The organism is Streptomyces sp. NPDC060194 (assembly GCF_042728285.1).
In the GTDB taxonomy this organism is placed as follows: Bacteria; Actinomycetota; Actinomycetes; order Streptomycetales; family Streptomycetaceae; genus Streptomyces.
Genome location: NZ_JBHWZH010000082.1, coordinates 1 through 14,314 on the forward strand (window position 1 = coordinate 1; position 14,314 = coordinate 14,314).

10 protein-coding genes and 1 pseudogene are annotated in these 14,314 nt (G+C 73.1%); 1 reads left to right on the top strand and 10 read right to left on the bottom strand.

The features are described from left to right. Window positions 1–70 precede the first annotated feature (70 nt). From ACFWEG_RS18580 to ACFWEG_RS18615, 8 genes and pseudogenes are all read right to left on the bottom strand, one after another. Window positions 71–1,627: an ArnT family glycosyltransferase gene (locus ACFWEG_RS18580; protein WP_387216358.1), complete on the bottom strand. Its 1,557-nt coding sequence runs from the start codon at window positions 1,625–1,627 to the stop codon at window positions 71–73. Window positions 1,628–1,689: 62 nt separating this feature from the next. Then, the gene (locus ACFWEG_RS18585; RefSeq protein ID WP_387216360.1) at window positions 1,690–2,940 is read right to left on the bottom strand and encodes a glycosyltransferase; all 1,251 of its coding nucleotides are present in this window, start codon (window positions 2,938–2,940) and stop codon (window positions 1,690–1,692) included. A 383-nt stretch (window positions 2,941–3,323) separates the two neighbouring features. Further along, window positions 3,324–5,318, bottom strand: a complete 1,995-nt coding sequence (locus ACFWEG_RS18590) for a thioredoxin domain-containing protein (RefSeq protein ID WP_387216315.1) — start codon at window positions 5,316–5,318, stop codon at window positions 3,324–3,326. Window positions 5,319–5,503: 185 nt separating this feature from the next. Then, window positions 5,504–6,208, bottom strand: a complete 705-nt coding sequence (locus tag ACFWEG_RS18595) for a type 1 glutamine amidotransferase (RefSeq protein ID WP_387216316.1) — start codon at window positions 6,206–6,208, stop codon at window positions 5,504–5,506. Between the two features lie 86 nt (window positions 6,209–6,294). After that, window positions 6,295–6,993, bottom strand: a pseudogene (locus ACFWEG_RS18600) (FAD-dependent monooxygenase); the annotation flags it as partial. A 50-nt stretch (window positions 6,994–7,043) separates the two neighbouring features. Next, entirely contained in the window at window positions 7,044–7,538 is a 495-nt protein-coding gene (locus ACFWEG_RS18605) for an MmcQ/YjbR family DNA-binding protein (RefSeq protein ID WP_387216318.1), read from the bottom strand. Further along, on the bottom strand, window positions 7,535–8,155 hold the full coding sequence (locus tag ACFWEG_RS18610; protein ID WP_387216320.1) for a GyrI-like domain-containing protein: 621 nt from the start codon (window positions 8,153–8,155) through the stop codon (window positions 7,535–7,537). Before ACFWEG_RS18610 ends, ACFWEG_RS18605 begins: the two co-directional genes overlap by 4 nt. 97 nt (window positions 8,156–8,252) lie before the next feature. Then, complete coding sequence (locus tag ACFWEG_RS18615) at window positions 8,253–12,671, bottom strand: DUF5979 domain-containing protein (protein WP_387216322.1); 4,419 nt, start codon at window positions 12,669–12,671, stop codon at window positions 8,253–8,255. Here ACFWEG_RS18615 and ACFWEG_RS18620 point away from each other — a divergent pair. Further along, entirely contained in the window at window positions 12,658–13,029 is a 372-nt protein-coding gene (locus tag ACFWEG_RS18620; protein WP_387216324.1) for a hypothetical protein, read from the top strand. The genes ACFWEG_RS18615 and ACFWEG_RS18620 overlap by 14 nt on opposite strands. A gap of 100 nt (window positions 13,030–13,129) precedes the next feature. Here ACFWEG_RS18620 and ACFWEG_RS18625 read toward each other — a convergent pair whose 3' ends face one another. Both ACFWEG_RS18625 and mca read right to left on the bottom strand, forming a co-directional pair. Next, window positions 13,130–13,345 (bottom strand): hypothetical protein, encoded by a 216-nt coding sequence (locus tag ACFWEG_RS18625; RefSeq protein WP_387216326.1) that lies wholly within the window; start codon window positions 13,343–13,345, stop codon window positions 13,130–13,132. A gap of 1 nt (window position 13,346) precedes the next feature. Next, window positions 13,347–14,228: a mycothiol conjugate amidase Mca gene (mca, locus tag ACFWEG_RS18630; RefSeq protein ID WP_387216328.1), complete on the bottom strand. Its 882-nt coding sequence runs from the start codon at window positions 14,226–14,228 to the stop codon at window positions 13,347–13,349. Window positions 14,229–14,314 lie beyond the last annotated feature (86 nt).

Genomic DNA, 14,314 nt, shown 5'->3' on the forward strand with positions numbered 1-14,314 from the left:
GCCGCCGCGGCCGCCGCCTGCGCGCCGCCGCGCGGCGACTCGTCGCCTTCCGCGACCACCGCGTCCGTGCTCATCGCGCACCGCCCATGACCTGGCGGATCTCGATCCGCTCCTCCCCCTCGCCGAACACGGCCACCGTGCGCGCGTTCTCCAACGCCCCCTTCACCAGCGGGAGGTCGACCGCGTCGCGGCGGACCGTCGGGGAGGCGACGACGTAGTCGATGTCGCGCCACCCGCCGGGCAGCTTCTTCGCGACCGCGGGGTCGAGGTCGGCCTTGTAGAACCAGATGACGCCGTCGCCGGGCCGGTAGCCGGCGTGGACGAGGTCGAGCCAGAGCGCGTCGTCGACGAGGACACGGCGGCTGCCGGGGTCCTCGACCTCGCTCGCCATCCACGCCGCGGCCCGCTCGTAGCCGACGTTGGCCTGCGCGGTCATCGCCGTGCGGTTGCCGTCGTACCAGCGCGGCACGACGTAGCCGAGCGCGGTCGCGGTGAGCAGCGCGAGCGCCGTCCAGCGGACGCCGGCGGGGACGGCGGTGGTGAAGCCGGTCCCGCGGCGCAGCAGTGCGTGGGTGACGCTGGCCGCGCCCCCGGCGAGCAGCAGCGCGAGGAACGGCAGCCCCTGGATGACGTACATCGCGGGCAGGTAGCCGTCGGGCCGCAGCGCGACGACGAACAGGATCGCCACCGCGAGCGCGGGCCCGGCGAGCGCGCGCGCCGTGACCGACCAGCGCCGGGTGGCGAGCAGCAGCGCCGCGCCCGCGACGCCGCCGACCAGCAGCACGGTGTCGTAGTACAGCCACGACCTCAGCACGTCGTTCGACCCCGAGCCCGTGTCGAACACGAACCCGGACCCCGGCCGGCTCATCTGGTAGGTGACCCCGTCCCACAGCGAGACGTGGTCGTCGCCGGGGAACAACTCCCCGTTGAGCAGGGCGTACAGGGGGTAGGAGAGCCCGGCGAGCACGCACGCCGTGACGGCGCCGGTGACCGCGAACTTGCGGGTCGCGGGGTGGCTGTGCCGCCACATGGTGAGCAGCAGCGCGGGCAGGACGACGAGGATCGTCTCCTTGGTGAGCACCGCGGCCGCCGCCGCGAGCCCCGCGGCGAAGTGGTGCCACAGATGCCGGTTCGGGGAGGCGGCCAGGACGAACGCGAGCAGCATCCACATCACGGCGATGTTGTCGAGGAAGATCTCCCGCTGGAGCACCACCGACAGCGGCGAGAGCCCGAACAGCGCCATCGCGAGCCCCGCCGACCACCGCGGCAGCCACAGCCGCCGGGCGAGCACGTACACCAGCACCGCGCACGCCGCGCTGACGGCGAGCATCGCGAACCGCATGCTGCCGACCGTCATAGACTCCGGCGCCAGCAGCGAGGGGACGTAGGTGAGCGCCGCGATCTGCAGCCAGCCGAGCGGGGGGTGGTCGTACCAGTAGGTGTAGTGGGCGAGCCCGTTGCCCTGCTGCACGGACCACGCCTGCGCGAGGTAGGTGCCCTCGTCGTCGCTGAGCGCGGGGTACTGCGCCATGTTCCAGCCCTGGACGAGAAGGATCGCCACCAGCAGCGCCCCGCACAGCGCGAGGTCGGCGGGCGATCTCCGGAAGCGGACGGAGGGCCGGACGATCGGGGAGCTCGGACCGGTGGCGGTCGCGCGGACCGGCGCCTCGGGTCGGGTCAGGATCGCGGTCACGCGCGGGCCTCCTGGGCTACGGCGACGGGTGCGTCGCTCTGTGCTGCGGGGAGGGCGCCGTTGCCCAGGTGTGCGCCGACGTGGCTGGTCAGCTCCCACTCGTTGCGGCCGCGGTGCTCGCGCCACACGGCCCGCACGGCCGCCCCGGCCAGGAGCACCTGGTAGACGGGGCCGCCGACGATCAGCTTGAGGTAGTGCGTGAAGCGGACGCGCAGCCCGTACTGCTCGCCGAAGTCGTGCAGGCCGACGACCTCGAAGACGAACGTGACGAGCGCGGTGACGGCCGGCAGGAAGGTGATGAACGCGATCCCGACCGGCACGTCGAGGAAGAGCGCGATGGCGATGTTCACCGGGATGATCACCCCGGTGAAGGCCTGCAGGAACGGGGTCATCAGGGTGTAGCGGGCGAGCAACCGCTGCTTGAACGACGGGAGTTGCCGCCAGTCGCCCTTGCGGTAGACCTGGAGGAAGCCCTGGTTCCAGCGGGTGCGCTGCTTGAGCAGCGAGACGAGCGTGCCGGGCGTCTCCTCCCGGGTGACCATGGCGGAGTCGTACGCGACGACCACCTTGCGGCCCGCGGAGGAGAGCCGCACGCCGAGGTCGCAGTCCTCCGCGAGGCACTCCGGGTCCCAGCCGCCCGCGTCGCGCAGCACGTCGGTGCGGACGAAGACGGTGTTCCCGCCGAGCGGGATGAACCCCTTCTTCGCGTGCAGGTGCAGGCGGCTGCGGAACCAGAAGAAGTACTCCAGGCAGTTGCGCAGGCTGTACCAGGAGGAGTGGAAGTTGATCAGCTGCACGCCGCCCTGGACGACGTCCGCCCCGGTGCTGGTGAAGGCGTGGTCGACGTGTGCGAGCAGCTCGGGGTGGACCTGGTCCTCGGCGTCGAAGACCCCGACCACGTCCCCGCGGCACTGCGGCAGCGCGGTGTTGAGCGCCTTCGGCTTGTTCTTCGCGGCGTGGTGGTCGACGACGACCCGCACCCGTGCGTCCCGCTCGGCCGCGCGCTCGGCGACGGCCGCGGTCCCGGGGTCGTCGTGGCCGACGATGACCAGGATCTCGAAGTCGGTGTGGCTGGACTCCAGGAGCCGGGTGATGGTGTGGTCGAGGACGGCCTGCTCGTGGCGGGCCGGGACCAGCAGGCTGAAGGCGAGCTTCTCGGCCCCGTCCGGCGCGCCGAACCGGGTCCCGGCGAGCACCTCGGGGGTGCGCCAGGCGTGCATCTGCCACCAGAGCGTGAAGGCCGCCATCCCGAAGAGCACGAGCGAGACGGCAGCACACAGCACAACAGTGAACAAGGTCCCCCCTTGGACCCCTGCCGCGGACCGCTCACGCGGTGCCGCGGCTCCCCCCAGGGGCGGTACGCCCGGCAGACCCCACTACCGAAAGCCCCTGTCGTCGCGCGCGCCTCGGCCGCGTGAACGGCCCCCTCCACGCCGCGACTTCACGGAGAGCATACGTTCGTACGCGTGAAGTCCGTTCAACCGTCCGATAAAAACTGCGTATCGCGCGATCACATCGGACACAGGCAACGCGGGGCCGCACGGCGTGCGGCAGCGGTCCCGCGGGGGGGCCTCGGACGTCGTCCGGGGGCGGCCGCGCGGGTGTCCCTGCGGCCGCCCCCGGGCGGTGCCTAGCGGACCTTCGCGGCCAGTTCCGCCGCGTCCGCCGTCGGCGCGTCGCACACGAACCCGCGGCAGACGTACGCCGTGACCTGCCCGTTCCGCTGCTCCCTCGCGTGCAGCAGCGGCAGTTCGGCCGGGTCCTCGCCCGCCGCGACGACCGCGCCGGGCGCGGTGCCGAGCAGCGCGACGCGGTGCAGTTCGCCGCCGACGGGGCCGGCGACGGCGATCTCCCGGGGCCCGTCGAGCAGCGCCTCGGCGACGGCGAGGCCGTGCCCGATGTGACGAGGAGCACGCGGCGCGAGCGCCTTCACGACGCCCAACGCCCGCTCCGCCGCAGCGCGGTGGGGTTCGGACCCGGTGTGCGCGGCGTAACTCAGGAGCGCGCCCGCCGCCGCGGTCCAGCCGGACGGGACGGCGTTGTCGGTCGGGTCCTGCGGGCGGCGGATCAGCCGCTCGGCGTCCTCCGCGGTGTCGAACAGCTGGCCGTCCTCGCCGCTGAAGCGGGTGAGGACCTGGTCCAGCAGGAAGCCGGCGAACTCCAGCCACACGCCCTCGCCGGTCACCGACGCGAGCGCGAGGAAGCCCTCGGCGACGTCGGCGTAGTCCTCCAGGACCCCCGCGTTGGCGCCCGCGCGGCCGTCCCGGGAGGTGCGGGTCAGGTGCGCCTGCTCGTCCATGTGGACGCGGAGCAGCAGATCGGCGGCCTCGGTGGCGCGTTCGACGAGGTCGGGGCGGTCGAAGTAGGCGCCGGTCTCGGCGAGGGCGGCGATCGCGAGGCCGTTCCAGGCGGCGACCACCTTGTCGTCGCGGCCGGGGCGGGGGCGGGCTGCGCGGGCGTCGAGGAGCTTTCGCCGGATGTCCTGCGGGGCGTCCCCGCGCGGGAGTCGCAGCACCGAGGCGCCCTCCTCGAACGTGCCCTCCTCGGTCACGCCGAACGCCTCGGCCGCGCGTGCGCCGTCCTCCTCGCCCAGCACGTCGCGTAGTCGGGCCGGAGTCCAGACGTAGAACGCGCCCTCCTTGTGGTGGCCCTCTCCCGTGCCGTCGTCGCTGTCCGCGTCGAGCGCGGAGGCGAACCCGCCCTCGTTCGTGCGGAGTTCGCCGACCATGAAGTCGGCCGTCTCCAGCGCGACCCGCCGGGCGAGCTCGCTGCCGGTGGAGCGCCACAGGTGCGCGTACGCGCGGCACAGCAGCGCGTTGTCGTACAGCATCTTCTCGAAGTGCGGCACGGTGAACGTGCGGTCGACGGCGTACCGGGCGAATCCGCCGCCGAGCTGGTCGTAGATCCCGCCCCGCGCCATCTTCTCGCACGTCTCGACGGCCATCTGGAGCGCGCCCTCGGCGCCGGTCCTGGCGTGGTGCCGCAGCAGGAACTCGATCACCATCGACGGCGGGAACTTCGGCGCGCCGCCGAACCCGCCGTGCTCCGCGTCGAAGTCCCGCGTCAGCCCGAGCAGCGCCCGCGCCAACTCCTCCTCGCCGGGCGGCTCCTGGCCCTCGTAGCGGATCTCCCGCTGTGCGAGGTCCCGCACGATCTTCCCCGCGACCTCGCCGACCTCGTCCCGCCGGTCGGTCCACGCCGCCCGCACGCCCTCCAGCACCTGCCGGAAGGACGGCATCCCGTGCCGGGGCTCCGGCGGGAAGTACGTCCCGAAGTAGAACGGCTCCCCTTCCGGCGTCATGAACACCGTCATCGGCCACCCGCCCTGCCCGGTCGCCGCCTGCACCGCCTCCATGTACACCGCGTCCACATCCGGCCGCTCCTCCCGGTCCACCTTCACGCTCACGAAGTGCGCGTTCAGATAACCGGCGGTCCCGGCGTCCTCGAACGACTCGTGCGCCATCACGTGGCACCAGTGGCACGCGCTGTACCCCACGCTCAGCAGCACCGGCACGTCCCGCCGCCGCGCCTCCTCGAACGCCTCGGGGATCCAGGGCCACCAGTCGACGGGGTTGTCGGCGTGCTGGAGCAGGTACGGGGAGGTCGCGCCGGCCAAGCGGTTCATGCACCCCAGCCTCTCACAGCGCCGACGGCGGCCACCGGAAGCGGCGCCCGCCCTCGCGGACCGCCCCCGGGGGGCTGCGGCCGTGGGACCCGGGCTCCGCCGGCCGAGGCAGAGAGGCGGTCGCGTACGTCGGCGGAGTTCGCGTGCCGGACCCCCGCGGACGGGGGCGGGCGAGCCGGGCGGCGTCAGCGGCCGGGATCGCAGACGGCCGCGAAGCGGCGGGTGAGGGTGGACCAGACGGGAGTCGCGCGGGGGGCGTGCGCGGTGGCGCGGGCGGTGAGGGCGGCGGGGTCGAGGCCGAGGGCGGCGAGCCGGTCGCGGTCCCAGGCGGCGACGTCGGCGGCGGTCGCCTCGGGGTGGAACTGCAGGCCCCAGGCGCGGGGGCCGACGCGGAACGCCTGGTACGGGCACGCCTCGTTGTCGGCCAGCCAGACGGCGCCGGGCGGCAGCACAGTGATCGCGTCCACGTGCCGCTCGACGGCGGTCACCGCGGTGCCGAGCCCCGCGAACAGCGGGTCCTGCGCGCACTCGGGCCGCAGCCGCAGCGCCACGCTGCCGTACTCCGGCGTCCCGTGCCGCGCCCGGACCGTCCCCCCGGCCACCTGCGCGAGCAGCTGCCCGCCGAGGCAGATCCCGAGCATCGGCGTCCCCTCCGCGACGGCCTCCCCGACCAGCCGCCGCACCGGCGCCAGCCACGGCGCGCGCCCGTCGTCGTCCGGCATGAACCCCCCGCCCATGACGACCAGCGGCCGCCCCGCCAGCCGCCCCGGCAGCGCCTCCCCCGCGTACGGACGCACCACCTCGACGGCCAGCCCCTCCTCCTCCCACCACCCCGCGAGCCTCCCCGGCCCACCCCGCACCGTGTTCTGCACGACCAGAACCGTGATCACCGTGCCACCTCCGCCAGCTGACCGAAGCACCGCCGTCCATGGTGACGCGCGGGGCCCGCAGCCCGATGGCCGGCGCCGCGGTCCCAGCCGATCGGGAGGCCCACGTACTGGTCGGCCAGGTCCGCCGCCGCGTAGCCGCCGGCGGCGATGCGGCGCAGGTGGGTGAGGTGGAGGCGGTCGTCGAACGGGGTCTGGTCGGGGGCGCGGTGGAGGAGGGCGGTCAGCGACGAGGAGAAGTGCTCGGCCTGCCAGACCCGGCGCAGGCACGTCGCGGAGTAGGCGTCGAGCAGCGCGGTGGAGCCGGTGGTGTGGCGGGCGCGCAGGGCGCGGGCCAGGACGACGACGTCGGCGACGGCGAGGTTGAGGCCCTTCGCGCCGGTCGGCGGGACGATGTGCGCGGCGTCGCCGGCGAGGAAGAGCCGGCCGTGGCTCATCGGCTCGGTGACGGAGCTGTGCATCGGGACGACGGACCGGGCGGTGATCGGCCCGCGCTCCGGCTTCCGGCCGCCGTCGACGGCGAGGCGCGCGCCGAGTTCGTCCCGGATCCGGTCGTCGGGCCAGTGCGCCGGGTCGGTGCCGTTGGGCACCTGCAGGTAGAGGCGGCTGACCGTGGCCGAGCGCATGCTGTGCAGGGCGAAGCCGGCGTACACGAGGTGGTCGCACGACGGGGGCGCGTCGGCGAGGACGCCCAGCCAGGAGTACGGGTAGGAGCGGGTGTACGTGGTGCGGACGCCGGCCGGCACCGCCCGGCGGGCGACGCCGTGGAAGCCGTCGCACCCGGCGACGCGAGCAGCAGCCCGGCGGGCCCCGCCGACGATCCCCACGGTGGTCCGCATCAGGGCCCCTTCGCCGCGACGGTCCCCCCTGCCCGGTGCCGTCGCACATCCTCCCGTACCGCCCCCGGGCCCTCGCCCGCGTCGAGGCGGGCGGTGCGGCGGACGCCGGCCACGCGGCGGTAGGAGGCGTCGAGGAGTTCGGCGACCTCGCGCCAGTCGACGGCCTCGGGCGGGACGGTGCCCGCGGCGGAGAGGTCGAGTCCGGTCCAGCCGGCGGGGGCGAGGTAGGCGGGGGCGAACGCGCGGGGGTCCTCGGCGAGCGCGGCACGCTCGGAGTCGTCGGGGAGGACGAGCAGGGCGTGGTCGTGGACCACGCGCTCCGCCCCGGGCGCCTTGGTGGAGCCGCCGTACCAGGCGAAGAACCTCCCCGCGCCGGCCCGGAAGCCGGGCCGGCCGTGCGCGACCCGCTCCACCGCGTCGGGGAAGGCGAGGGCCACCTCCCGCAGCCGCACCAGGTACGGGTCGTCGTCCTCGAACATCACCGGATGGGTCATGCCACCGCCTCCACCGGCTGGCGGAGGATCGTGCGCAGGCGGGCGGGCGCGGTGCGGCGCGCGTCGGAGAGGTAGATCTCGTGGTGGAGGCCGCGCGGCTTGAGGTGCCGGGCGGGCATGAACTCGTCGTGCATGCGGGCGATCGCGGGGCCCTCCTGGTCGTACGGGCCGACGTGCAGGACCTGCACGCAGGGGCCCTCCTCGAACCTCGTGAAGCGCACCCGGTCGGCCGCGGCCGGGGCCTTGCGCGCGACGGCCCGCTCCAGTCCCGCGCGGAACAACTCCTCGGTGATCCAGTCGGGTTGGACGATCATCAGCCGCCACTTCCACGCGTCCTCGTCGCGGGACGCGGTGAACGCGCCCAGGTCGTCGGCCCACCACAGCCCCTCCAGCGGCCCGACGGTGTGCTTGCGCCCCACCTCCTCGACGGCGAGGGCGCGCACGGCGTAGGCGGTGGTGTACAGCGCCTCGACCACGTCCGTGTAGAGCCGGGACGTGTTCGGACTGCCCTCGCCGTCCGCGGTGACGAAGCCCAGCGTAGGCACGTCCACCCGCTCGATGCGGCCCTTCGCACCGTAGAGGTGCCGCAGGTCCTTCTTGACGTCGTAGTTGTCCACGCACCCTCCCGGAGGCGACGGCGGTCCGTCCACCGTAGACGGGAACGCCCCGCCCCGCCGTGGTTCGGCGGGACGGGGCGTCGCGGGACGGGCGGGGCTAGTGGAGCGCGTCCGGACGGCGTCGCTTGAGGGCGACGTTCGTCAGGACGAGGCCGGCGACGAGGAGCGCGCCGACGATGCCGAGGACCGGCGCGAGCGGCCAGCCGGTGTCGGGCAGCGCGCCGCCGGGCGGCACGGAGCCGCTCGGAGTGGATCCGCCTGGGGGCGTGCTGCCGCCGTCGGAGGGCGACGGCGTCGGCATCGGCGTCGAGGTCGACGGCGAGGGGGTCGGGGACGGGGGGACGTAGGTGTTGGTGATCCGGACGATGCTCGGGGCGTCGCTGACGGTCTCGGGCAGGATGGTCACCTCGGCGGCGTTCCCCTCCCCGTCGGCGCTGCTCTGCGCCCCGTCGGTCTCCGTCTCCCAGACCCGGCAGACCGCGCCGGCCGAGACCTGCTCGACGACGAGCGGCTCACCGGGCGCCAGGTCGGCGGTACCGGTGCGCACGACCACCGGGTCGCCGGTGTCGGGGGTGACGGTGCACTCGTACTCGACGGTGAACGGTCCGGCGCTGCCGTCGAGCGGGGTCCCCTCGACGGTCTTCTCGACGCGCAGGGTGCCGAAGACCATCCCGACGCCGGACTTCGGCGGCTCGGTGACCGGGAGGACCTGGTCGTTCGAGCCGACCCGCACGGTCTCCTTGTTGGCGAAGGAGTTCCAGGCGAGGGACGGGTCCTCACGGGTGCCGCGGTCGGAGAGGTCGGCCGGGGAGGACATGGTGAAGGCCAGGACGAAGCCGTCGCCAGGGGCGAGACCGCCGCCGTCGAAGTCGATGTGCGTGAAGAAGGCGGTGTCGTCCGCGGACCAGTCGCCCACGTAGTCGGCGGGGTTGCAGTCGCGGGTGGGGGTGGGCACCTCGTCGCGGCAGGGCTGCGGCGTGGTGGTGTACTCGAACGTCGGCGTGCCGGGGCCGTCCTCGGTGACCGCGCTCGCGAGCCTCGGCCGCGGGTCCCACTCGGTGCCGCGCGGGTTGTCGCCGAGCAGGACGCCCGTGTCGCCGACGAAGGGCAGTACGTCGAGCAGGTCGTAGTCCATCGCCGGGTTGGTGCCGATGTTGTCGACGCTGATCCGGTGCCGGTAGTCCTGCCCCGGCAGCACCAGAGCGGTGCAGGGGAAGCGGGTGTAGACGGCGCCGTCGAAGGTGCGGGTCGGGCAGGTGGTGTCGTCGACGGACGAGTACTCGCCGGTCAGGGAGTTGTAGAAGCCCAGGTCGGCGTTGCCGTTCACCCACTTGCGGGAGTCGAACGCACTGCCCGCCTGGGTGGTGATCGTGGCGGTGGAGGTGCAGTAGGTGCCCTCGCCGTAGTCCGGGTCGTCGGTCCTCTCACCGAGCCGCGGGGAGGCCGGGTCGCAGGGCACGTCCTCGCCCGGCGAACTCGCGCCGAAGGTGTTGGGGATCTGCGTGCCGGCCTCGACACCGCCGGCCAGCTTGACACCGAAAGTGATCTTGACCTCCGCGCCCGGGTAGAACACCCAGTCGGGGAAGTCCCAGGTGAGAGAGGTGATCTTCCCGCTGTCGTCGCGCTCGGCGGTGAAGTCGATCTCCGCGGGCTGCGGGGTGCCGTCGGGGGTGGTGACGGTGATGGAGTAGTAGCCGCTGTCGCCGGCGAAGTCCTCGTCCACGACGAGCTGGTCGGGGATCGGGTCGGTGATGCGCAGCGGGTCGATCGGGGCGTCGCCGGTGTTCTTCACCGTGAGGGTGAAGGGCTGGGTGACACCCGGCCTGAGGACGGCGTCCTGCGTCTTCTCGACGTAGAGCTGCGGGTCGCCCTCGACGATGTTCAGGTCGGCTTCGGCCGGCGGGATGGTGAACGTCCCGTACATGTCGCTGGAGCCGGTGCCGGTCACCGTGTCCTCGAGCGTGTCCGGGATCTCGGTGTCCGGGTCGGAGCGCAGGGTCTGGCGCGGTGTGACGACGAAGCAGACCGAGGCGTTGGAGCAGGCCCCGTCGAACGTCGGGGACCCCTCGACGGGAACGATCTTGTCGCCGCCCGTCGAGCGGAAGCTCACCCGGATGCCGATGACGTCGGCCGCGTCGACACCGGCCGGCAGGCCGGGGGTGTCGCTGGTGGTCCACTCGCCCTGGACGATCGTGGGCGTGGCACCTCCGCAGGCCGCCGTGCAGACGTCGACCTTCACCTCGTTCGCGCCCTTGGGGAAGGAGACGCCGGTCAGCCGGACGAAGTCGACCGCGTCGAAGAAGTCGGTGTCGAAGTCGGTCGCGACGAGCGAGCCGAGGTTCACGTTGCCCTTGTTGACGACGGTGAGCGTGGCCCTGACCTCGGCCGCCGGGGCGCCCGGGTAGGGGCGGTCCACGGTGGAGGGGTCGAGCGTCTTGTTGAGCGAGGCGGAGGAGCTGGCGTCGCCGACGGTCGCGTTGTCGGAGCAGAACGAGTCGAGCGTCTCGCCGTCGCTGGTCGCCACCGCGCAGTTGGTGATGACGGTGCCGTTGGGGACGTCGTCCCGCAGCTGGACGGTGACCTGCGCGCTGACGGACGCGCTGACCGGCAGGCCGCCGGGCACGACGATCCGCACGCCGGTCGCCCGCTCCAGGAGGTCGGCGTCGTCGGCGTCGTACGCCACCCACGCGTCGGCGTCCGGGTCGTAGACCTCCAGGTCGTAGTCGAGGCTCGGCGGGGTGATCGTCGGGGTGACGGAGACGATCTCCAGCGAGTCGAACGGGTTGCCGGGCGCGGTCGGGTCGGTCGGGTCGCTGACGACCACCGGGCCGTCGAGCGGCACGTTCCCGCGGTTGGTGAGCCCGATGGTGAAGGTGACCGGCTGGCCGGGCGGGATCGAGGTCTGCGAGGCGTCCTTGTCGCCCTCGCCCTCCTTGTTCGGCACCTCGACGTCGAGGGTCGCGCAGACGTTGCCGGCCGCGCTGCCCGAGCCGTTGGAGGTGTTGGACGCGCTGCCGTCGGCGCAGTTCTTCACGCCGTCCTCGGCGTCGCCCTCGTTCGCGGTGTCGTTGAGGGTGCCGTGCAGGTCGAGGCCCGCCGTGGCGTCCTCCTCGATCGTGCCGTTGCCGTCCGCGTCCTCGCCCGTGTACGTCACGGTGACCGACGCGGCCGGGCCGCCGCCGGGGCAGCCCAGGTCGGCGGTCTGGGTGGCGGGCGGGTTGGTGAACGTCTGCGCCGGCGGCGTCGAGCCGTCGCGGCAGGTGACGGTCAGGGTGGCGTCGGTGGCGCCGGCCGGGAACCGCAGCCGGGCCTCGGTGACGTCCAGCTTGTCGAACTCGCTGGCGGCGGAGGTCGACGGCTCGGTGATCGTCATCTCGTTCACCGGGAACGGCGAGGTGTTCTTCGAGTCGATCTTGGCGGTGACGGGGGCGTCGGTGCCGATGACGGCGACGCCGTCGGCCGTCCAGTCGTCGTTCGTGTCCGAGTAGACGCTCTTGGTCAGGTCGATCGACGCGGTGTTCGGCAGGATGTCGTGGTCCGCGCAGGCGGGCTTGCCGTTGAGGATGTCGTCGCCCGAACGCAGTGCGGGCTGCTGGCAGTTGCTCACCGTCTGCCGCTCGCTGGGGTCGATCGGCTGACCGGTGGAGCGGGCGGTGTCACGCAGCTCGACGGTCATCTCGACCTCGGCGCCGTCCGCGTCCGGGGGGAGCGGCGTCCCCGCGGAGTTGGAGAAGACGTAGACGACACCGGTGATGTCGGCCGGGTCGACGCCCGCCGGCAGCTCGATGTCGGGGCCGGGGCCGACGGGGCCCGCGATCAGCTCGTCCTCGGTGCAGTCGCCCCCGGGCTTGGTGCACACCAGGACCTGCACCTGGTCGGCGCCGTCGGGGAACCGGGTGACGGGGCCGATCTGGGTCACGTCGAAGTTCTCGTAGAGCTCCGGGTCGGTCTCCTCGATGATCAGCGAGTCGACCTCGGTCGACGTGGAGGAGGTGGTCGCCGCGCCCAGCGTGATCGTCGACTCCTGGCCGCTGCCGGCCACGCTCGCCTCGGGGGTCCAGGTCTTCGTGCCCTTGCCGCCCGGCCGGTCGGGGACGGTGACGGTCTGGGTGTCGTCGTCGTCCGCGGGCGGCGCGTTGTCCGCGTCCGCCGTCGCCGCGTTCGTGATCGTGTCGCCGTCGGCCAGGTCGGTGTCCTCCGGGACCCGGACCGTGAGGAGGATGTCGGCCGACGCGCCCGCGGCGAGGCCCACCGAACCGGGCGGGTTCGGCGGGGAGGGCAGCGGCGAGGTGAAGTCGGCCGTCACCGTGCCTGTGGCGTCGTCGTAGTCGATCGTGTAGTTCGCGCCGTCCGCGGGGACGGCGGTCAGCTCCAGCCCCGGCGGCAAGGTGTCGGTCATCGAGGCGTTCACACAGGCCGAGACCAGCGACGAGCAGGACACCGTGATCCGGTAGGTGAACTCCGAGCCGGGCACCAGCGGGTCGGGGACGTCGACGGCCTGCTTGTCGATCGTCACCAGCGCGTCGTCGGCGGCCCGTGTCCTCTTCCCGGCCTTCCCGGACTTCGCGGCCTTCTTCGGCTTCTCCGCCTTCGGCGACGCCTTCCCCGTCGGGGACGGGGACGCGGACGCGGACGCGGAGGCCGGCGCCGAACCGCTCGGCACCGGAACCGGCGACGGGCTCCCCGACGGCGACGGGCTCCCCGACGGTGACGGGCTCGGCGACGGCAGCGCCGCGGCCGTCCCCCCGATCAGCGCGGCCTGCATCGCGATCAACGCGAGCAGCCCGCGTCTCCTCGCTCTTCTCCCGTACGGCATGCGCCACTCCCAAAGCCTGAGGAATCGTCCGAAAACGGACAGATGCCCTCGACCCTAGGAGCCGCATTAATCTGACAAACAGGACACGCGGTCGGCGCCCCCGATTCCACCCGCCCGGCGCAGCGGGCCCCGCGGTGGCGGGTGCGCCGCCCGACGGGTCAGCTGCGGGGCGGGGTGCCGTCCGCCTTCGCGGACGTGGGGGACTCCTTGAAGTCGACGCGCCCCATGTGCCGCGTCATGGACTTCATCAGCGCCCACACCGCGACCGCCATCACCGCGAACACGATGAACCCGAGGACGCCGGGCGTCACCTTGTCCTTGTCCAGCTCCGCGGCCAGCGGGACGAGCTGGGTCAGTACCTGGTGTGCACTCATGTCAAGCATTGTCGCGCACGCCCGCGAAGAGGTCGTCCTCGGGGAGGGACACGTCGACCCGCGACTTCGCCAGCTCGTACTCCTCCGTCGGCCAGATCTCCTTCTGCACCTCCAGCGGCACCCGGAACCAGCCGCCGTCGGGGTCGATCTGCGTCGCGTGCGCGATCAGCGCCTTGTCGCGGATCTCGAAGAAGTCCGCGCACGGCACGTGCGTGGTGAGCGTCCGCTCGGCGCGCTCGAACTCCTTCCACCGCTCCAGCCACTCCCCGTACGGCGACTCCAGGCCCCGGGCGAGCAGCCCCTCGTGCAGGGCGACGGTGCGCGGCTTGTTGAACCCCTGGTTGTAGTAGAGCTTGCTCGGCTCGAAGACCGGCCCGAACTCCGCCTCGGGGTACTTCACCGGGTCGTTCGCGCCCTCGAAGGCCGCCATCGAGATCTGGTGGGTCATGATGTGGTCCGGGTGCGGGTAGCCGCCGTTCTCGTCGTAGGTCGTGATGACCTGCGGACGGAACGCCCGGATCGAGCGGACCAGCCGGCCGGCCGCCTCGTCCACGTCCTCCAGCGCGAAGCAGCCCTGCGGCAGCGGCGGCAGCGGGTCGCCCTCGGGCAGCCCCGAGTCGACGAACCCCAGCCACTCCTGCCGCACGCCGAGGATCTCGCGCGCCTCGTCCATCTCCTTGCGGCGCACCTCGTGGATGTTCGCCTCGATATAGGGGTCGCCCTGCAGCCGCGGGTTGAGGATCGAGCCCCGCTCGCCGCCGGTGCAGGTCACGACGAGGACGTCCACGCCCTCGGACACGTACTTCGCCATGGTGGCCGCACCCTTGGACGACTCGTCGTCCGGGTGGGCGTGCACGGCCATCAGTCGCAGCTGCTCAGTCAAGACCTGATCCTCAGTGATTCGTCGCGTCGGGCTCCTTCTATAGTGACGGACCGGGGGGCCGAAACATTCCGGTATCCGGGGTTCGC